Origin of the sequence: Flavobacterium frigidimaris, assembly GCF_002217275.1 — a bacterium.
Classification (GTDB): Bacteria; Bacteroidota; Bacteroidia; order Flavobacteriales; family Flavobacteriaceae; genus Flavobacterium; species Flavobacterium aquidurense.
In genome coordinates this window covers 85590-106436 of sequence record NZ_MUGV01000026.1, presented here as the reverse complement: position 1 = coordinate 106436, position 20847 = coordinate 85590, and the positions used below count along the sequence as shown (strand labels likewise).

Annotated in this window: 17 protein-coding genes; 1 reads left to right on the top strand and 16 read right to left on the bottom strand. The window is 30.0% G+C overall.

The genetic code is table 11. The features are described from left to right. Positions 1 to 59: 59 nt before the first annotated feature. The 3 genes from B0A65_RS16145 to B0A65_RS16135 all read right to left on the bottom strand — a co-directional run bounded on the left by B0A65_RS16145 (position 60) and on the right by B0A65_RS16135 (position 3780). The gene (locus tag B0A65_RS16145) at positions 60 to 1223 is read right to left on the bottom strand and encodes a glycosyltransferase family 2 protein (protein ID WP_074659127.1); all 1164 of its coding nucleotides are present in this window, start codon (positions 1221 to 1223) and stop codon (positions 60 to 62) included. A 30-nt stretch (positions 1224 to 1253) separates the two neighbouring features. Further along, a complete protein-coding gene (locus tag B0A65_RS16140; RefSeq protein ID WP_242670296.1) occupies positions 1254 to 2438 on the bottom strand; it encodes a BamA/TamA family outer membrane protein in 1185 nt (394 codons plus the stop codon). A gap of 151 nt (positions 2439 to 2589) precedes the next feature. Continuing rightward, a complete protein-coding gene (locus B0A65_RS16135; protein WP_074659128.1) occupies positions 2590 to 3780 on the bottom strand; it encodes a DUF5009 domain-containing protein in 1191 nt (396 codons plus the stop codon). Positions 3781 to 3929: 149 nt separating this feature from the next. Between B0A65_RS16135 and B0A65_RS16130 the strand changes: the two genes are divergently transcribed. After that, positions 3930 to 4673 carry a tyrosine-protein phosphatase gene (locus tag B0A65_RS16130; protein ID WP_074659129.1) on the top strand — a complete coding sequence of 248 codons (744 nt, stop codon included), beginning with the start codon at positions 3930 to 3932 and terminating at the stop codon, positions 4671 to 4673. Between the two features lie 81 nt (positions 4674 to 4754). Here B0A65_RS16130 and B0A65_RS16125 read toward each other — a convergent pair whose 3' ends face one another. From B0A65_RS16125 to B0A65_RS16065, 13 genes are all read right to left on the bottom strand, one after another. Further along, complete coding sequence (locus B0A65_RS16125; RefSeq protein WP_074659130.1) at positions 4755 to 7145, bottom strand: GumC family protein; 2391 nt, start codon at positions 7143 to 7145, stop codon at positions 4755 to 4757. A gap of 15 nt (positions 7146 to 7160) precedes the next feature. After that, complete coding sequence (locus B0A65_RS16120) at positions 7161 to 7949, bottom strand: polysaccharide biosynthesis/export family protein (protein ID WP_074659131.1); 789 nt, start codon at positions 7947 to 7949, stop codon at positions 7161 to 7163. A gap of 140 nt (positions 7950 to 8089) precedes the next feature. After that, positions 8090 to 9508 carry an undecaprenyl-phosphate glucose phosphotransferase gene (locus B0A65_RS16115; protein WP_074659132.1) on the bottom strand — a complete coding sequence of 473 codons (1419 nt, stop codon included), beginning with the start codon at positions 9506 to 9508 and terminating at the stop codon, positions 8090 to 8092. 1 nt (position 9509) lies between these two features. Then, on the bottom strand, positions 9510 to 10616 hold the full coding sequence (locus tag B0A65_RS16110) for a DUF1972 domain-containing protein (protein WP_074659133.1): 1107 nt from the start codon (positions 10614 to 10616) through the stop codon (positions 9510 to 9512). A gap of 26 nt (positions 10617 to 10642) precedes the next feature. Next, positions 10643 to 11866, bottom strand: coding sequence for a right-handed parallel beta-helix repeat-containing protein (locus B0A65_RS16105; RefSeq protein WP_074659134.1), 1224 nt, complete (start codon positions 11864 to 11866; stop codon positions 10643 to 10645). 290 nt (positions 11867 to 12156) lie between these two features. Further along, entirely contained in the window at positions 12157 to 13410 is a 1254-nt protein-coding gene (locus tag B0A65_RS16100; RefSeq protein WP_074659135.1) for a sialidase family protein, read from the bottom strand. Positions 13411 to 13448: 38 nt separating this feature from the next. After that, complete coding sequence (locus B0A65_RS16095; RefSeq protein ID WP_074659136.1) at positions 13449 to 14672, bottom strand: glycosyltransferase family 4 protein; 1224 nt, start codon at positions 14670 to 14672, stop codon at positions 13449 to 13451. Continuing rightward, positions 14665 to 15795, bottom strand: coding sequence for an O-antigen ligase family protein (locus B0A65_RS16090; protein ID WP_083370412.1), 1131 nt, complete (start codon positions 15793 to 15795; stop codon positions 14665 to 14667). Before B0A65_RS16090 ends, B0A65_RS16095 begins: the two co-directional genes overlap by 8 nt. Beyond that, complete coding sequence (locus tag B0A65_RS16085; RefSeq protein WP_074659138.1) at positions 15795 to 16754, bottom strand: glycosyltransferase family 2 protein; 960 nt, start codon at positions 16752 to 16754, stop codon at positions 15795 to 15797. The genes B0A65_RS16090 and B0A65_RS16085 overlap by 1 nt, the downstream gene beginning before the upstream one ends. A 26-nt stretch (positions 16755 to 16780) precedes the next feature. Beyond that, the gene (locus tag B0A65_RS16080) at positions 16781 to 17800 is read right to left on the bottom strand and encodes a polysialyltransferase family glycosyltransferase (protein WP_074659139.1); all 1020 of its coding nucleotides are present in this window, start codon (positions 17798 to 17800) and stop codon (positions 16781 to 16783) included. Positions 17801 to 17810: 10 nt separating this feature from the next. Then, entirely contained in the window at positions 17811 to 19271 is a 1461-nt protein-coding gene (locus tag B0A65_RS16075) for an MATE family efflux transporter (RefSeq protein WP_123890368.1), read from the bottom strand. 259 nt (positions 19272 to 19530) lie between these two features. Continuing rightward, positions 19531 to 20157: an HAD family hydrolase gene (locus tag B0A65_RS16070; protein ID WP_074659141.1), complete on the bottom strand. Its 627-nt coding sequence runs from the start codon at positions 20155 to 20157 to the stop codon at positions 19531 to 19533. Beyond that, a complete protein-coding gene (locus tag B0A65_RS16065; protein ID WP_074659142.1) occupies positions 20150 to 20842 on the bottom strand; it encodes an acylneuraminate cytidylyltransferase family protein in 693 nt (230 codons plus the stop codon). The genes B0A65_RS16070 and B0A65_RS16065 overlap by 8 nt, the downstream gene beginning before the upstream one ends. Between the last annotated feature and the right edge of the window lie 5 nt (positions 20843 to 20847).

The following is a 20847-nucleotide window of genomic DNA, read 5'->3' as shown; positions in this document are numbered from 1 at the left end:
ATTTTCCGATTGCGAAATTACTGAATATTTTAAATATAAATTACATTTAATATAATTTTTTACTCTATTTTTATAATTTGCCCCCTGTCATTTCGCGAATTGCTTCCAATAATAAAATTGGTGTTTTTGGGGAAAATCTTAAAAGTAATGTTCTTATCTTTAAGAGTTTCTATGATTTTGATACATTTTTTGAATGAAACATACTGATTATCCAAAATTATCTCTGTCTTACCAGCCCCTAAAACAAGGGACGAATTTACCATTTTTTCTTTTTTGAAATCGAAAAAGAGTACTTTATTTTTTAAAATAGAAGGTAATTTTTCAGACAAAATTCTATTTGAAGAGTAAAAAATATAACTTTCAGGCGTCCCTTTTACTTTTGGTTTTCCCTGAAACATTTTGATAAAGGAAAAAAGTATAATTCCAATTTTAATAAAAAAGGTAAAAAACCAGGATTTCTTAAAATGCTTTTGATAAAAGAACGTCATGGCTTCCTGAAAACGATTCATGTATTTCTCGTCCTTAACCGTACTTTCTCCTTTATAATGCAAAACGGTCGTTTCAGGAAAATAATAATTTGTTTTTTGTTTTTGCAATGCGCGATACGACAAATCAATATCATCTGCATACATAAAACAGTTTTCATCAAAACCATCAAGTTCATGATATAAATCGCGTTGCATAAACATAAAGGCGCCAACCAAAATTGCTACTTTTCCGGTTTCATTTTCATTTATATGCAGGGCATAATATTGATTGAATAATTTCCATTTTGGAAAAAGTTTATACAAACCAAAGACTTTTGTAAAAGCGACCCAGGGCGTTGGAATTCCGCGTTTGCTTTCTGGCAGAAAACTTCCGGTTCCGTCAATCAATTTACAACCTATGATTCCAGGATTTTTTTGCTTTTCGGCGAAAGCCCAAATTTTAATAAAAGTATCTTCTGCAACAACGGTATCCGGATTTAAAATGCAAATGTATTTTCCTTTGGCTTCAGAAACTCCAATATTATTTCCTTTAGGGAATCCGAAATTCTCTTTATTTTGAATCAATTTTACAGATGGAAAGCGTTCCTGCATCATCAGACAGCTATCATCTGTCGAATTATTATCAATGACAATAATTTCGGCATCAAGCGTACTAAGTGCCTCCTGAACACTCAAAACGCATTGTTCCAGAAAGTAACGTACATTATAATTAAGGATAATTACCGATAATTGCATGAAAAATTGAACTGTTGATTTTTTGGAAAGTTAGAAATTTTCTGTTAATCCCAATCGTAATGACCAATCGTTTTTACTGATTCCGTAATCCAGGGCAAGATTACTGTTGTTCTTTTTGTTCCATTTAATACGAATTCCGGTTCCGACAGCCGGATGCCATTTATCAAATTTATAGGTATCCAACTGTGAAACTGATGAAATATTACCGAAAAAGACGGCTCCAAAAAAACCATTTCTGGTAATATCCGTTCTATATTCCGTTTCTAAATAAATCAGTGCATTACTACGATATCTGTTTTTAGTAAAACCGCGCCCCGTTTTTCCATCACGATCCCAACCGATGCTTGGTAAATCAAGATAATGGGGTTTACCTCCAAAAGTTGACCAATAAAAAGCCCGAGAAGCCCAAACGCGATGTTTTGTTGTACTGAAAGAATGGTATTTTCGGGCATCAAAATATAAAGATTGCCATTTATTTCCGTCAACACCACTTGTATTTATTCTCAAATCGGCTTCAACATAAAGCCCTCCTTCCGGATTAACGATATTTTTTCTGGAATCATACAAACCCTGAATAGCAAAACCAAAAGAAGTTTCATTTGAAAAATCTCCATTCATGTATTTTACGTAATCGGTTTCTTCATCGATATAGGATTCTTCAGATATATTTTGATAATTATCATATAGAAAACCAACCCCCAATCGGTAATTACCTACTACTTTCCGTGTAATAAATTGATAGAAACGCCATTGTTGATAATCTAAGGTCGACATTTCCTCTTTTGTATTATGATCGCCTAAGCCGTAAGTAAGCTGTGGATATATCAGATAACGGTAATCACCAATAAAATTCCATTTATTGTCTTTTGTATAAATATACGACTGAATTGGGAACACATATTGCTTGCTGAAACTAAAGTAAGGAGAAAACGAAACCTGTGACATGTTGGTCGTTTCATGATCTTCACCTAAATAAAAAGTAGTTAAAAAAGAAACTACTAATCCATTTGAATTGTTAGCTCCCACAGGAACAGGCAATAACGAAAATGCTAATTTTCTATCTTTTTGGCTGTTTATGGAATCATTCTTTTTGAAGATCTTTCGAATGACATCTAAAATATCTTTGCTTTGCACGGAAGTACTGTCATTTTGCGAATAGCAAAATGGCGAAATAAAAAAAACAAACCAGATAAATTTGATTTTTAAACTATTCATTAAAAAGCTTTTAAGAATGCATTCTTACAAATTTAAAATTTTATTAAGACAAATACATGATTTTGAAAAGAATTAAAGAAAGAAAAAATTGTTTCAAGTTTCAGGTTTCAGGTTTCAGGTTTTGCTGAACCTGAAACCTGAAACAGCTTCCCTACAGGTGTAATTGAATTTTATATTTATTGCAGATTTTCATTACGAATAACATAATAGTAGAAAAAACTAGACTCCAAATAATTCCTGGAACTCCCTCTCTAAAATATTCAGGTATAATTTCTATTTTGAAAGCTAAATTGAAATAATAAATTACGCCAGGCAAAATATAAATCAATAACGGATTTGCGGCGGCGGGCATGAAAAAATCACTCCACTTTGTTTGCTTTTTTACTTCCATCAACCAATAAAGAAAGTAAAACAAAACCGTACAAATTGCCGCTGAAAACATGGTCCATGAAGGTGTTCCTTTTATTTTTGAAATTCCAAAATAAGGACGAAGAAAATACCCCACAGCAAAAAAGAAAATGGCAAAACCAATTACAGGCCAATTAATTTTAGGTCCTACTTTTTGATCAAAAAACAATAATGAAATAATTACGCCAGCACTTACCAAAGATGCATGCGTTAAATGTCCGGCTATAAAACTAAGCGGAGAAGATTGCTGTATTACAGATCCTTCGATTAAATTCATAGCATTTGCGGCTATACAAAATACTAAAAAAGTAATCATTGTCCATAATCTTCCCGAAACAAGCCAGTAGTAAACTACCGTAAAGAGATAAGCCCAGCCAATTAAACCTAGAATTCCCCACCATTTTGGCGTCATTCCTATCTCTCCAGTATCCTGAACATATAAAAAATAAAGCGCAATCAAAACGAACATTCCGCCATATTGCAATATATACTTTAACCAAAGCGGAAAATCTTTAGGGTATTTATTCCAAATAGGAATAGGCATTGCATAGGCTAAAAGTCCCCAAAAAGCAGGTGCTATTAACATTTTTGAGGCATCGTAACCATACTCGGCATTTACCATAAAAATACCAATAATAATTAGTGCCAATGCCCGTTTTAAAGTATGAGTCCAGATCGTTTTCGTACTATCACCTTTAAGCAATCTTGCGTTAAATGCAAATGGAACAGACATTCCGACAATAAATAAGAAAGAGGGAAAAACAAGATCAACAAAAGTCATCGCGTCTGCATCTGCCGGCATGTGTTTCATCCATTGTGGTACATTTTTAACACTCGCAAGCTCGTTTACAAAAATCATTACAAAAATGGTAATTCCGCGTAAAGCATCTATAGAAACAATTCTTTTATTATACAAGTCCTCTTTAATTTTCATAAAATGTTACATTATTGATTTTAACAAATATAAAAGAATAGTCGAAATGTCAGATTAGATTTTAATAATAAATAGAAGAGCAAGTGTTTTGCCTTAAAATCTTTACAATTAAACATTAAAAATCCTATTCAATTCTTTATTTTTGCAGCATGTTATCATTCTTAAAATCAAAACCGTACTTACAGGACCTTCTTACTGGAAATTATGTTGATATTCATTCACATTTGTTACCAGGAATTGATGATGGTGCCAAAACAATAGCAGACACGGGCAAACTTGCCAAATCTTTTCAGGAAATGGGTGTCACACAATTTATTACAACTCCCCATATCAGTCATTACATCTGGAACAACTCCCCGGAAGCAATTATAGCCAAACAGGAAGAAACCAAGCTTTTATTAGAAGGAGAAAATATTAAAATACCCTTTCAGGCTGCTGCAGAATATTTCATGGATGACTGGTTTGAAAGCCATTTTCAAAATGAAAAGCTACTTACCTTAAAAGACAATTATGTACTGGTTGAAATGTCATATATGAATGCCCCGGTGCAATTGTATAAGATTCTTTTCGATTTGCAGGTTGCAGGATATATCCCTGTTTTAGCACATCCAGAAAGATATTTATTTTATCATAAAAACTTCAATGAATACAATAAACTAAAGAAAGCAGGCTGTATGTTTCAATTGAATTTATTGGCTGTGGTAGGTTATTATGGAAGCGAAATCACTAAAGTAGCAGAAGAGCTTCTAAAAAAAGGAATGTATGATTTTGTTGGTACCGATGTTCACCATAACAATCATATTGCATCCTTTAAGCAAAAAATAAAAATTGACAATACCAATATTCCTGCCTTAAAGCAAATTATTGCCAATAATCAATTTTTCAAATTCTAATTTTTTTTTTTCAAACTTTAAAACATAAAAAAAGGGATCAATTAATTAATTGATCCCTTTTTTTATGTTTTAGTTTTTTGTCTATTTTGATAACAACTTCTTATACCAAGGTTTTTTATCTTCTCTCACGCCATAACCATAACCGTAGCCATAACCTTTAGTAGAATCTGTATCATTAAGAACAATACACATATTTGGTAATTTCTTTTCTTTATAGAACGTATTTGCAATCGCCAACATACGTTTTTCTAAAACATTAGCACGCATTACATATACGAAGGTATCAGCATTTTTAGCTATTAAAATAGTATCTGTAACCAGGCTTACCGGAGCAGTATCCACAATAATATAATCGTATTCTTTCTTAAGTTCTTCAAAAAGCTGATCTACCCTTTTACTCATTAATAATTCAGCCGGGTTTGGTGGAATCACACCTGAAGGGAGAATAAAGAAATTCTCATATCCTTTATGTTTTATGATAAAATCCTGAACTTTTTTATCATTTGAAGACAAATAATTGGTTAAACCTAAACTAGGAACATCAATATATTCACCAAATTTTGGGTTTCTAATATCCGCACCAATTAACAACACTCTTCTTCCTGATAAAGCAAATGTAGCGGCCAGATTTACGGATATAAAAGTTTTTCCTTCTGATGGAAAGGTAGACGTAACAAATACAGTCTTGGCGAGCCCTTCTGGAACTTTATTCAACATAAATTCCAGATTGGTTCTTACAATACGTATTGCTTCAGCTGAACTGGTTCTGCTTTCCGATTTTATTAATTCAGCAATATCATCAGAAGTTGGTACGTCTCCAATAAACGGAATTTGTGTTTTACCTTCTAAATCTAACTTGCTCTTGATTTTTGTATCCAGTAAATCGTCTGCATAAATAATACCGAATGGGACTAATAAACCTAATAACATTCCTGCTAAATAAATGATCTTCTTCTTTGGACTAATTGGATCTTTTTCTGCTTTAGCAGCGTCAATAACACGAGCATTTGGTTCTGTCGCCGCTAATGAAATAGCAGTTTCTTCCCGCTTTTGAAGTAAGTATAAATACAATTCTTCTTTTACTTTTTGTTGCCTTGCAATTACTCTAAATTGACGCTCCTGAACCGGAATCTTACCTATTTTACTATTTAAAATCCCTTCCTGACTTTTTATATCGCGATTTTGAATTTGCAAATTAGCCTGCATACGTCTTAAACTGGCAGCAACATTAGATTTCAAAGAAGATATTTGTGCATCTAACTTAATTACGGAAGGATTTTCAGCAGTAGCTGATTTCAATATTCTATTTCGATCTAATACCAATTGATTATAAGAACTAATCAACCCGCTTGCATCTCCATTGTCAGAAACTATATTGGTTGGTAACAAGTCTGAATTAGTGCTTTTCTTCATAAAATCCAGCATAGAAGAAACAACATTCAGTTGAATTTCCGCTTCTACTCCTTTTTTGTCGTATTCACTTGAACCTTCAATAAAAAGTTTTGCTTCAGATTCGATATCTGTCAATTTATTAGCTTTTTTGAAGGTTTCTACATCCTGTTCTACTCCATCCAATTCCTGTGCTATTAAAGCTAGCCTGGTTGCAATAAATTTAGATGTATTTTCAGAAATGTAATTTTTATCCTCTGCAGCATTTTCATTATAAATTTCAATCATGGTATCTAAAAAGTTTTCTGCTTTTTTTGATACGGGATCAGCGATTGAAATATTAACGACACTACTGGTTTTACTGACGGGTTCTACTTTTAATCCTTTTCTAAATCCTTCTGTTACTTCGTCTAACGGACTCCCTACAATTCTTACTGATTTAAAACGTCCGGTGTGATTTTTCCCATAAAAAGAAGTTTTAGTAAGTGCAAGCGTTCCAATTCTGGTTGCTATTTTTTCACCATAATTAAATTCATTTTTAGACGATAAAATAAATTTCTCTTTTGAATCCGCTTCCGTTTCATCTTCTAAACGAAAAGAATTTGAACTTAAAAGTTCACAATTCAAATCAAATTTAGCTTTATCAAATACATTATTTTTATTGTAAAAATAAACATGAATAGGGCTATCTGCATATATGTTACGATCTACCACATTTCCTTTAACATATAAGTCAACATTAAGATCAAGTTCTTTTATTGTGCTTTCGACTAATGTTCTTGATTTTAAAATTTCTATTTCATTATCAACATTATTTTTCAAACCACCTCCCATGCCTAAATCAGCAAAAGCGGATAATTCGGACAACATCCCACCTTTTTTTTCGTCTTTAACTAAGATAGTAGTCGTCGCTTCGTAACTGGGTGTGGTATAACGTAAATACAAAAAAGCCAAAATTAAACCAATTACCACACTTAATAAAAACCAACGCCAGTGTACTAAATATTTTTCTAATTGCTCTCTAAGGTTAACCTCTTCGATTTCATCTTCTATAATATCGTTATAAAAATCTTGCTTTTGCATTTTGGTATTTTAATTTTATTTAAAGATTAGGACAGAAAGCGACACTAAAATCGAGATCGCTGAGATAATTACAGAAGTATTTGGACCCACTGCTGAAGAATTGATTCTTGTTTTATTTGGCTCCACATACACCACATCATTTTGAGCCAGGTAATAAAAAGGAGAATTAATAAAATCTGATTTCGTAATATCAACTCTATTGTAGGATTTAACACCATTCGTTTCTCGAATCACTAAAATATTATCACGTTTACCATATATCGTTAAATCTTTGGCCATACTTAAGGCTTCAACCAAAGTGACTCTTTCAGAGGCAATAGGGTACGTTCCTGGCAAATTTACTTCGCCTTGTAAGGAAACTTTAAAATTTGTAATACGAAGATTGACAATTGGATTTTTTATATAAACACCTATTTTAGTCTGTAATAGCTGAAGTGCTTCCGTTCGCGTTAAACCACCAAGCTTTAATTTTCCTACAACAGGAAATTCAATATTTCCGCTCTGATCTACTAAATATAACTGAACCGTTTGTTGCCCTTGTGCGATATCAAGCCTATTGTTAGTTGAAATGCTATAAGTCCTTAAATTAAAAGGGATAGCCACTTCAGGATCATCAGCTGATACAATAATCATCAGCAAATCGTCTGGTTGAATTTTAATTTCGTAGGAGTTACTATTTTGCTGTGCAGCCATACTGTCAATATTTTGATAATACACAACATCTTGTTTAGATCCACAAGAAAGGCATAAAAATAAAAGCAATACAATAGAACTTATTTTTATAAAGGAAGTTTTAGATTTCATTAAGGGTATAATTTTAAGACGGCAAATATAAGAATTAACGAATTGAATTCTCCTGATTTTTTATTCCTGTTTAAAGTTTTACTTTTAAACTTTAACATATAAAGATTTTATCTTATTTTAGGAACATTGTGACAAAATTATCAATAGGCATTTTCTTCTCCGGAAACAACATTGATAACGGTTTTTATTATTATTTTTATATCCAGTAATAGACTCCAATTTTCAATATACCAGATATCATACTCGACTCTGTTTTCCATATCAATTAATTCTCTTGTTTCACCACGATATCCATTTACCTGCGCCCATCCAGTAATCCCTGGTTTAGCATACTGCCGTACTAAATAATTATTAATAAGCTCACTATATTGTTTGGTATGATTCACCATATGAGGCCTCGGACCAACAACAGACATATCACCAAAAAAAACATTAAAAAACTGCGGTAGCTCATCGATACTTGTTTTACGCATAAATGCTCCAAACTTCGTTACCCGACTATCCCCTTTTTTTGCCTGTTTTTTATCAGCAGCACCATTAAGACGCATACTTCTAAATTTCCAGCAGGTAAAGGAGCGATTATCTCTTCCGGAACGTTCTTGCTTAAAAAGAATAGGTCCAGGAGACTCTAATTTTATCATTAACATAATTATGGGAAACAACCACGGGAAAATCAATAAAATAACCAGAGAAGAAAAAACAACATCAAAAGCCTTTTTTAATAATCTATTTACCGTAAACTCAAGCGGCTCCGGACGAAACATTAGCACCGGTGTATTCTCATAAAAGGAAAGCTCAACTTTATTCGATTTGGTGTACAATTGAAAATCAGGAATAAACTTAATACGAACCATATTATGTTCACAGATTCGTGTTAATTTATTGATTATTTCAATATTGTCAATATGCAACGCCACATACATTTCATCTACTTCCTCATTTATTATGAATTCTTCAATATCATCAAATCCACCTACAAGAGTTGAAGAAATAAAAGCAAATGGATCTAACTTTTCATCAAAAAAACCTAAAAAACGATAACCAAAAGTTAAATCTTTTGCTAACGTTTTCCTAATACGTTCTCCGGCATCATTTGCTCCAATTATAATAAAACTTCTAAAATTATATCCTTTCGCCCTAATGTACTTGAGAAGCTTCATTGATAAATAACGAGAAATCATTAATAATGCAAAGAAAAAGGAATAAAAATAGAACAATCGTAATCTTGAGATATCCGAATATTTTAAGAATACAACAAAAATTGCAATTACCGCAGCATGAATAAGAACCTTTTTTATCGTTCGGTATATTATCGATTCAATACGCTCTATCCTTACAATTCTATAAGAATCCCTAAAAAGCAATAAACCAATCCAAACTAAATTGCATAATAAAGAAACTGTTTGCACTTCTTTCAAAAATAGTTTATCTAAAGTTCCAAATCGCACTAACGCAGACAAGACTATACTTACATTTAACAATACTACATCCCAAATTACAAACAGTAACTTAAAATATCGGGAGAAGTGAAATTGGGATAATTCTTTTAAAATTTTCATATTAATTACTATTCCTTTTAGTAATATCCGCAAAATGCTTCGCATATTGCTCTACAATAATTTCCCAATCGTAAATATTTTCTATTTTAATTCGGTTTTCAAGTAACATGGATTGAAAACGAATATTATTATATTCTACATCTAACAAATGTTTTGTAACATCATCTGCCCCTTTAAAATAAATTGCATCATTACCTAGAATATATCTATTGAAATCATTATCATTGGCAGAGATCAAACTGTTTGAAGCCATTGCTTCTAATAAAGATGGATTAGTTCCTCCAACGGTATGACCATGAAAGTAAATATTAGAATAATAACGTAAATTATTTAATATCTCAATATTGTAAATTCCGCCAATAAAGTTAATTTGGGAAGAAGCAGAAAACTTGTTTTTTAAATAATTACCATATGCCGTATCGTTATTACCAACCACCAAAAAAGGACGAGAAAGATTTGCTTTAGCAACCCCATCTAAAATAATCTCTATACTATTTTCAGGCTCTAATCTGGCAATCAACATATCATAATTGTGAGGTTGTAAATTATATTTAGATAAAACCTCTACATTATTCTTTTCAAAAAGAGTTGCGCCATAGGCTATATAAGTAGAATCTGCTTTGTATGTTTCTTTAAGATAATTTTGAATTCCTATAGAATCTGAAATCAAATGATCACTGTATTTTACACCTAATGATTCAGCATACTTCAAAAACTTTTTTACTTTTTCAGAATACTTAGTTCTTTTCCATTCCAAACCATCCATATTTGTAGTTACTACAGCTTTTTTTGGCATCAACCAACCCCAGATAGAACTACTGGTATATCCTAATTGTAAAACAATATCACAATTGCGTTTTCTAACATCTAAAATACAATTCAAATCATAAATAAATTGACCAGCAGTCCCCAATTTATGTTCAGGATCGTAGCAATGTAGAATTTGCACACCATTCCATACTTTTTCCTGATAAGGATGATTATGCGAATTGTAAACGATGACTTCGAATCCTCTTTTTAACAATCCTAAAGCAAGATATTCTGCACATTGTTCAAAACCACCATAATGATTAGGAATTCCTCTTGTTCCTAATATTGCTATTTTCATCTATATAAATTATTAAAGTTTGAGAACTACTCTTTTGAAACGTTCGACTTGAAGTCACTTATACTCTTAATTTCTCCATTATTATAATAAATAAACTTATCGTTATTGCCATAATAGGAATTATTATCTAAAGACAAACAATTATTTTTATTAAAATCTACTGGTAATCTTAAAGAGGCTGTTCTACCATTTGTAAAACTATTATCATTTATTTCAACATCTGATTTACCAAGTAGTGGAAAATAAACTAATACATGAACCCCTGCACTAGTATCTGGTCTTACGTCATGCGACCACCCATAACCAGCATAAATGGATTTATTATTGGAAAAAGAACATTTTTTAAATCCATCAAGGCAATGCTCCTGCCAGAACTCTATTGCCTGTTCACAGTAAGAAATACTGTTGTTCCTAAAAATAATATTAGAAAACACTTTTGAAGGACTTCTGCCCTGTGCAGTAAATCCTGCATCATAAACATTTTTAATAGAACAATATTCAACATAGCAATTAGCGGCACTTTCCCAAAATTCAATTCCATTACCATACCTAATGAAACCATTACCAAATCCTTTAAGATAAGCACCTCCAATATTCTTAATATCGAGATTTTTAATTCTTACATTTCTCACATTTACTCCTTGAACACCATGACTACCACCCCCTTCAACTCTTAGATTCGATATTGTCAAGTTATTACTTAAAGTTATAATATTTCCGTTGCAGGCAAAATATATTTTGTTGTTGGGCTTCAGTGATGCATAAATATATAAGATCCCTTTCTCATCAAAAAAATCACCATCTTTTTTTAACAAATTTAACGCTTTACACTTATTACCATAAATTTCTCCCTTAATCATTAGGAATCCAACATTTTCATTTTGATCGGATTTCAACCCTCCTAACAAATTACTATTTATATCTACTTGCCAAACATTTTGAAAATTAGTTGGGAAAATCATATTTGGAGATATGATGCGATATCCACTTATCAAAGGTTTAATACCTTTTCCATAAGACGATATTGTTGTTGGTAAACTGTCTTCAATTTTTATTTTAGGAATATTTAGATAAAATGTATCACTGGCATGAAATAAATAAGTATTCCCTTGCTGAAAATCTTTAAGGGTTTTCCATGGGCTTTTAACGGATGTCCCCGTATTTTGATCATTGCCAGATTGAGAAATAAAATAAATCTTTTGTGAGTATCCATTTAATATAAATATCAGCAAAAGAAAAAAACTTTTCATAAATAAATATCTACAATACAACATATCAAAACCATAAAGAAGAAAATTTGATAAAGATTAATACTCCAAGCTCAATGCATAGTTTATTGAAGCGCATTAATACATTAAAAATTCTTATTTTCCCCTATTGTTATATGAATTATTTCAAATCCCCTGTTCATTAATCCTAAAGCGAGATACTCGGCACATTGCTCGAAACCTCCGTAATAATTTGTTATACTACGAGTACCCAATATTGCTTTTTTTATTGCTTTTTTTTTAAATTAAAATTGGCTAAAATTTAGCGATATTTATTTAAGTTTATTTACTATTCGTGGAATCAATTTATCAGAATTGCCATTTATTATATCTTGTTCGGTAAATTTTAAAAATAAAATTTCGCCATAATACGGTCTTGATCTATCATAAACAACACAAATTTCTCCTTCATTATTTTGTGTAACGTCTGGATATGACACCTCTCTACTATCTAACAATAATTTATATTTCCATGTAATTCCATTATCCACGGATAAAAAAGCTGTCAATTTGTTTCTAGTTAAACTATTATTCAGAACAAATAAAAGATTACCCGATTTTAATTTTCCAAAGAAGAATCTACTAGAAGTAGTTGGTCCAAGATCGTTAAATTTAACAGGAGTTTCCCATTTTTGACCTCCATCGAAGCTTTTTGTACTATAAATTCCATCTGAAGTTCTTAACATACATATGAGATAATTTTCGTCTACGGAAACTATCATGTGTTCATCATAAGATCTTATTGAATTATTAAGGTTTATTTTAGAAAAAGAAGATGGAACTACAAGCTCATCTATTCCATCATAATATCCATTATAAATGTATGCTCCATTATAATCCTTGGACAATATATAATTACCTTTTACATCAAACACCCCAAGATTCCATGCAGAAACAGGAAAAATCATTTTAGAACTATCATCACCCAAAGGTGTAGGTTTTACGTTCATTACACCATTGAAGAGCCTAACGGGTTTAGTAATTTTAATTTCATTATTTGCATCTTTAATTTTTACTTTCCAGAGACCACCCGCACCATAATCCCAAACCCCCAATGTCTTTGTCCATGATAAATTAAGATTATTAAATTTGTCATTCCACAATGAAGGATCTATCATTCTTAAAGATTCATCAGAAGGAACTATTCGTAATCTATTTGGAGTCCAAGTTTGTCCCATATCATCACTTGTTGAAAGCACAATATAGTTTCCTGGTAATTCTCCTGTTTCTCCTGCATACCATGCAACAAATATTTTATCATCTTTAATTCCTATGGTTGGACATCCCTGCCATCCTCTTGTCTTACCATTTGGATTTTGCATTTCATTATATTGAAATAGAGTTTTAGACTCATCATCATTATTAAGTACTGAATAATAATTAGGTCCGCTAGTAGAATCTATTGGTTTTGATGAAAAGCTAATTGCATTTTTATTTGGCACCGAAGACATTTCATCACAGGATGAAAAAAAAATTAAAATAGCAAATTGTAAAAAAAATATCTTTGAATAAAATTTAGTAATCATCTTCCTTTTATTTATAAATTAAAAAAATAGTTTATATATTATTTCTCAAGCAAATCAGTATATATTTTTATTAAGCCTTCATAGTGTTTCCCTGGTGAAAAATGTTCTTCAGCAAATTTTCTTGAAGCTACTGATAATGTTAAATAATCTTCGTCACTCAATTGATTAGCTTTTAGAATACTTAGCTTAAGCTCTTCCTCTGATCCGTGAGAAAAAAGAAATCCTGAAGTATTTTCTATCACTATTTCTGGTATTCCACCAATATTTGCACCTATAACGGGTTTTCCTAAGGTTAAAGCTTCAATTACAGCCATCGGATTATTTTCATACCATTCAGATGGAGTTACTACAAATGATGCATTTAAAATGACATTTTGCAACTCTTCTCCTTTTAGGAAACCTAAAAACTCTACATTATTTGTAGCCTCTAATATTAATGATTCCATTTCTTCCCCAGTCCCTGCAATTTTTAATTGAATGTTAGGTAATTTAGCAAATGCCTGTATTAATGTTTTTAGTCCCTTTTCTTTTGATAGTCTTCCAGCATATAAAAAATAATCGCCTTTTTTATTATTAGCAATTTTACTGTTTAATAAAGGATCGAAGTTATATAAATGTGAAGTAATGTGTTGTAACTCTCGATTGTATTTATTGTGAATAGTTGCCGAAAATTTGCTTACAAATATTAAACGATCGAACATTTTATGAATAGGATAAAATGTGTCGCGATAATACGCTTCCAATGCAAATACAGTACTGAACAATCTGCTTCCCTTAACACATTTATTTACAATTCCTTGATAATGCTTTTTCCCCTCACATTTTTCACAAACTTCATTTTTATTATTTAGAAAGAGATAAGCCGAACAAACAAACTTGTAATCATGTACAGATACAACAATTGGTACTTTATATTCCTTCAATACTTTTAATATTGAAGAAGTAAGGCTTCCATAAAAAATATGTAAATGCGCGATATCAGGTCTTTCAATTTCAATTAATTCTTTTAATCTTTCCGCGGCATCTCTATTATAAAAAAAAGATGGTATGTTAGACATTTTTTGAATTAATGACTGCTTTGTAAAATCATTATTTGATGCAAAGAAATTAGATTCAGAACATAATTCGTTTTCGCTGAAATCCATAGCAAAATGAATAACCTGATGTCCATATTCTCTGAGCAAATTGGCTGTATTAAAATAAACACTGTCTGAACCACCTCTGATATAGTGATATTTGTTAATTTGAAGTATTTTAAGCATTCTTTATACTATTATTTTGAGCAAGTCTATGTAAAACAATTAAAGTTAATGGCGAATATGTAAAAAAACCATTTGTAAAGATTAAAATTAAAAAAAGAAGAACTGAAATAATGTCTCTATATGTTGTTAAGTATTTATAAAAGGAATATACATATATACATAAACCGAAGATTCCCAATGAAAATAAGATATCTAAGATATCATTATGCATCCATATTGCCACTCCAATTTTTTTATTATTAAACTCATATGATGATCTAGGGCCTCTTCCAATAATATTGTTAAAGGAAAATCCATCACCTTTAACTTCTTCAAACATGTTAAACCAAATTATACTTCTACTTGCGGTATATTCATCCTGACCTTGTTTATTAGTGTTGAATGTATTTGAAATCAAAGTATCAATTTTTTCAAAAGATTTATTATTTACAGAACCTATAATTATATATAGAATTACAAAAGAAAATAGAATCTTTATAGTAACACTTGCCATTCTTCCGGTATTAATAGTACGAAAGTAAGATAATAACGAAATTAATATTGCTAAAAATCCCGATCTAACACCAACATATATACCTGCTAGACCGATAAAAACAGAAATTATGAACTTTTTTTTACTTATAAAATAATAAAGTAAAAATGCACAATAATAAGAAAATTGATGTGGTATTATAAATCCAACTAAATAAAATCGATCTTCATAAAATCTTTCAGATGAATATAAATAATATAAAGATATTAAGCAAATCGAAAAACATATCAATATTTTCTCTTGCTTTTTAGATAATTTTTCAATTTGACAGTTGGTAAAAAACAGAAGTAAACTACACGTGATTATGATATTAATCATATAGCTCGCATTGTTTGCAAAAGAGTTTTTAAAGAAAATTGAATAATAAACAAATACTAGTAAAAGAAATAATTGTCTTTTATCAAATTTACTTTTGTAAATAATTGAAATAAATACAATAATATTTACATATGGTATAAAGCTATTTTCTACTGTGTATGTTAAAACATCTTTCGCTCCAGATAAATAAAATTCCAAAAATTGAATTATTGGAATAATCATTATAAACAGCAATAATTCTGAACTTCTAAGGAATGGTTTAGGGTGCTTCATTATTGAATATTACTGATGAACAATCTTTTATATTTTATTCTTAAAATCATTTGAGATATTTGAAGTTCAGGAGAAAACAAAACTGACAATATTCTGAAAAATAAGGCTACAAGTCTAAATCTATGTTTATACTTAAGATATTTCATGTGAAAAGAAGATGATAATTTATACATAAATAAAGAAAATGACGAAACCGTTATTACTTTCTTATAACTCTTCTCAGAATAACTGTCTATGTTGTCATTTATAGCTCTTTCTTCAGATAATTTTTTAATGTAAAGTCTTGATTTATGTTGAATCAAACCCGAAGCAGTAATAGTATTTCCCTTTCTAATTCGTTGTAGATATAATGACGATTGTAAATTTGATAATTTAAATCCATTATCAATACATCTTAAAATAAAATCATAATCTTCAACAGTCGGAATTCTATACTTAACTAATTTATTATATACATTTTTTTTAGCTAGCCAAATGTGAAGTACAGGAGATACATATTTACTAGCTCGTAAAATTTCTTCATGATTTTGCAAATACTTCTCTTCTTGTATTACCTCCCCATCTTCATTTATCATGACAACATTAAGTCCAACCAAATCAATTTCTGGATTGTTCAACAAAAAATCGTATTGTTTTTCAATCCTTTCAGGCAAACTGACATCATCACCATCCATTCGTGCAAAATACTCACCACTTGCTTTTGAAATGGCAAAATTAAGACTCTCTACTATTTTTTTGTTCTCAGTATTTCTAAAAAGTTTTATTCTTTTATCAATTGAGGCTAGATTTAATAAAATTGAATATGTACTGTCTGTGGAACAATCATCAACAATAATTATTTCCAAATTTTTATATGTCTGATCCATTATACTTCTAATGGCCTCTTCAACAAAATTTTCTACATTAAATGTTGGTATTAATACTGAAATTAATGGCTCAGGATTACAAGATGATAACATTCCTAATTTATTTTTAGCTTAAAGTATTAATTATTTGTTCTTTGAACAAATTCTTCTATATTAAAATCGTTGAATTTGGTGTAATTCTTATACTTTAAATCATCTTTCCACAGATAAGCAAATGAAAAAGCCTCATGTCCAAATGATTTTGCATAAAAAAGTAGAGAAGTTGTAAAACCATAAACTTTTAGATTCTTTGAACATAAAAACACTTTTTCCATAACTATATCATCTGCAATTAATTTAACATTTGTGTATTTTTCTAATATAGTAATTACATGCTTCCTATTCTCTGCATTTTGATATGGATGAAATTTTAAATAAACTTCTTCGCTATTCAGTTTTTTAGCTAACAATTCTATACTATCAAAAAAAAGAGAACTGCTCAAATTGTCTTGCTCAATTATACTTTCTAATAATAAAACACTTACATTGTCAGGTATTTGTTTTGATACTGCTGTTTTTTCTTGATGTATACTTATAATTCGTTTTTCATAACCAATGACATTCTGAAAACTTTTAGGTGATATCCCATAAAACACTGGTAATAATTTTTTATCAAAATATTTTAATTCACTATTAGAACTAACCCTAAAATATCTATTCTGCCCCCATAAACCTGATTTATTAAATATCAAAGCTATAAGTCTTTTTTTAATATTTACTGGAGGATTATAAAGACGATAGGACAAGCAATTAGAACCTTCCTCCATTATATTTATTTTAGTGCATTTTTTATTACTACCTAATATTTGAAAAAGAGGATGAGCAATATGCGGTAAATAAATTTGATATAAACCAATATTCGCATTAAGCAATTTCTCATCAACTTTCTTAATCAACTGCCATTTTAAAAAAAAATTCGAATAATTTGTATTATTTAATAATTCAAATTCGGCATTTAAATTTATTTGATCCGTAAAATCAATTTTATAATTCCTTGTAGATATAAAAAATATTTCTTCATTTTTTAATGAAAGGGATTCTATTATACTTTGTGCTACAATGTATGTAATGTGAGTATGTACCAAAAAAATATGCTTCATCCAAAAACAATTATAAATTAAAAAATAAAGAAATAAAAGAAAATATAATCAGTAATATTATAGAAGGAACACTGACATTCTTTTCAAAATTCCAGAAAGATTCATTACCCAAAGACCTGTAAGAATATAAAGCGGTAAACCAGCAGTAAAAACCTAAATGTCCAGCAATCATTCCTACTGGTATTGCATAAATTCCGATATAATTACTTAACAATATCGTTAGTGAAATAAAAATTAACCCTGATATACCGTCAGCAATATGTGATATTACATGGTTAGTAGTTAAATAGACCTGAATATGCATCGCTCCAAAACGGTGAGTAAAGAAAGCCCATCCTAAAGCGGCCCAAACTCCCATGCTAACAAATGACACTTCAGAATTAATTAATTTTAAAAAAGGATTTATTAAAATAGAAGTTAATATAAAACCAATAATAAATACTAAATGGCTTAGACGCATTCCTCTTTTAATTGTAATTTTCAATGAATCTAAATCATTCTTAACTCGATATATTGCCATTGTAGATAGTTTACTGTAGAATGGAGCCATCGAAATTTCTCTAATTTGAGTTATCAATCTAATCGCCAATAAATATGAGGCTACAGAAGCTGTATTGCCAAATTGGGCATATACAATAGAAGTAATATTAGTTACACCGGCTGACATTAATCCGCCAATTCCACTACGCCAAGCAGGATTCCAAATTTCTTTGATAATTTTCTTGTCGATTGGTTGAGTCAAATCTAATTTTGAAAAAAAACCATTATCGATTCTTTTACATAAAATCCAATCACGTACTGAAGCCACAATTAACCAAAATTGATTAGCAATAACTAAATTTAATAATGAAGGTGCCCACAGCAATACGCCTAAACTACTAATAATAGCCCCTAAAGATGTTAATGTTTCTACTCTACGTACTAATGCAATTTTATTTAGACCTTCAAGAAAGTTCATATAAGAACGAGAAAAAAAACTAATACAAGAAGCTACTATAACTATTCCCCATGCAATCCATGCCTGATTAGGTAAATTAACATTAGACACAGGCTTTATCATAGACCAAGTTCCTATCGTCGTCATTAATAAAAACACTATTAATGTTAACCTTCGATATAAAAACAACATAGTTGCAACAATGGAAGATAATAGAGGAATATTGCATTCATTAATTTCTGCTACCTCTTTTTTAGTGGTAAAAGTACCTATATCTTTAGCTCCACCGAAAGCAAAAGATATAATCCTTGAAAAAGTTTGACGAAATCCAAAATCTGCTAAAGATTGCAATCCAATAATTGTTGAAAACAAATACCATAATATAATATCTTCAGGACTAAATTTTTTTAAAATAAGAGGTAAAATCCCCACTAAAGTGAATGCTTTTGTAGAATAACTCATCCATGTCATCAAAGTGGGTGAATTCCAAAAGTTATGTTTCTTTATGTTATAATTTAAATTTAGTATTTTCACTTTAATTTTTAAAAATTTAGATAATTCCAAAACAATTATTCATAAGATTATACTTTTAAATTTGCCATACAGAAAAAAGAAACAATTTTTTTTCAATTCATTGTTATGTAAGCAAAAAAGTACTTCTAGGCTAATGTTATAATTTAAGAAATTTAATTATTGTCGATATTACAAAGAATATAAAAAATCAATATAAACATAATTTCAAGATACAGACATAATGCATCCTTTTTTATCAATAATTGACAAATTCACAGTTTTAAATACTGTAGTTTTTAAAACTATGAATGAAATTTTTCCTCAATCCTTTTAGCTTTTCATTGTTATAACCAAAAAAAACTATTTTATTCACTTCTGCTGCTTCTAAATCATTAAATGAATCTCCAATTAAACATGTTTCATCATTATTATAATTATTTTCAGTCATTAAATCTTCAACTAATTTATTTTTGGGAGTTGGTGATCCATGAATTGAAGAAAAATATTTAGACAATCCTAATTTTTCGCAAATATATCTCAGTTCATTACCATCTGAACCTGAGACAATATGCATTTTATATTTTAAGTAGTTTTCTTTTATGAAATTTAAAGAGTCATTAATTAGCAATTTAGAATTTAAAAGATTTTCAAGCATTACTACCGAAAATTCCTCTGCTAAAACTTTTATTTCTGAATCTGTAACAGACTCTTTTCTTATTTCTTCAAAAAAATATCTAAATTTATTATATCTCGAAAGCCCTCCATTATTTCTATGGTATTCCATTAAAAGCGAAACCTGATCCTGAGGATAATTCTGCAAAACAATTTCAAAACCTTTGTCACGTACAGGCATTGAATCCATGATAACTCCATCAAAATCCCATAGAATTATTTTAAATTTATCCATTTGAATGTTTATAAATTAATTCTGCTAATTCAAAATCGTCTTCCCAATCAACATCAAACGATTTATGTCCAGACTGTTCCATTAAGAAAGGTTTTACTCCAATTCTATCCTTGTTATTTAAATAAACATTTTTAGAAGCAATGAAGAATGCGCTGTCGATTTCATACAAAGGCATTAAATCTTGTGTTCTTGGCCATTTAATATCTGTCAGCCTATTTATTAAATCATTTTTCTCTTTTGACCATAAAAAATTTTGTATAGTTTTTACACTCATTAAAGAATCATAACCTTCATTTAAAGTCTGAAAATAAGTTTTGACAGCGTTGTCATAATCTTCACCCATAACAAATGGAGAAGTAACATGAGTCCATAAAATATGGGACATAGTACATATGGAGGGAACATAATTTACTAAATCAATTAGATTTGTACTACTTAATGCCAGATCATCAGGACGTTCTATAATTTTTAGTCTACTTTCTTGTTTAGCAATTTTTTTTCCGTAATCTAAAGATGCTTCATCATTTGAAGACAAAACAATCTCATCAATTCGTTTTGTCTTTATAAGTTGATTCAACTTAACTTCTAATAGACCGTTCGGAAAACCAGCAAATATTCTGGTATTTTTATTTGCTACTCTTTCACTGCCTTTTCTTGTAGGCAAAAACACACTAACAGTTTCCATCTGGT

Bases quoted from the DNA above. Each gene is read 5' to 3' on its own strand.
- B0A65_RS16065 (WP_074659142.1), bottom strand. From the start codon at position 20,842: ATGGAAACTGTTAGTGTGTTTTTGCCTACAAGAAAAGGCAGTGAAAGA.
- B0A65_RS16125 (WP_074659130.1), bottom strand. From the start codon at position 7,145: ATGCAAAAGCAAGATTTTTATAACGATATTATAGAAGATGAAATCGAA.
- B0A65_RS16095 (WP_074659136.1), bottom strand. From the start codon at position 14,672: ATGCTTAAAATACTTCAAATTAACAAATATCACTATATCAGAGGTGGT.
- B0A65_RS16080 (WP_074659139.1), bottom strand. From the start codon at position 17,800: ATGAAGCATATTTTTTTGGTACATACTCACATTACATACATTGTAGCA.
- B0A65_RS16115 (WP_074659132.1), bottom strand. From the start codon at position 9,508: ATGAAAATTTTAAAAGAATTATCCCAATTTCACTTCTCCCGATATTTT.
- B0A65_RS16110 (WP_074659133.1), bottom strand. From the start codon at position 10,616: ATGAAAATAGCAATATTAGGAACAAGAGGAATTCCTAATCATTATGGT.
- B0A65_RS16140 (WP_242670296.1), bottom strand. From the start codon at position 2,438: ATGAATAGTTTAAAAATCAAATTTATCTGGTTTGTTTTTTTTATTTCG.
- B0A65_RS16105 (WP_074659134.1), bottom strand. From the start codon at position 11,866: ATGAAAAGTTTTTTTCTTTTGCTGATATTTATATTAAATGGATACTCA.
- B0A65_RS16085 (WP_074659138.1), bottom strand. From the start codon at position 16,754: ATGTTATCATCTTGTAATCCTGAGCCATTAATTTCAGTATTAATACCA.
- B0A65_RS16100 (WP_074659135.1), bottom strand. From the start codon at position 13,410: ATGATTACTAAATTTTATTCAAAGATATTTTTTTTACAATTTGCTATT.
- B0A65_RS16145 (WP_074659127.1), bottom strand. From the start codon at position 1,223: ATGCAATTATCGGTAATTATCCTTAATTATAATGTACGTTACTTTCTG.
- B0A65_RS16070 (WP_074659141.1), bottom strand. From the start codon at position 20,157: ATGGATAAATTTAAAATAATTCTATGGGATTTTGATGGAGTTATCATG.
- B0A65_RS16120 (WP_074659131.1), bottom strand. From the start codon at position 7,949: ATGAAATCTAAAACTTCCTTTATAAAAATAAGTTCTATTGTATTGCTT.
- B0A65_RS16130 (WP_074659129.1), top strand. From the start codon at position 3,930: ATGTTATCATTCTTAAAATCAAAACCGTACTTACAGGACCTTCTTACT.
- B0A65_RS16135 (WP_074659128.1), bottom strand. From the start codon at position 3,780: ATGAAAATTAAAGAGGACTTGTATAATAAAAGAATTGTTTCTATAGAT.
- B0A65_RS16090 (WP_083370412.1), bottom strand. From the start codon at position 15,795: ATGAAGCACCCTAAACCATTCCTTAGAAGTTCAGAATTATTGCTGTTT.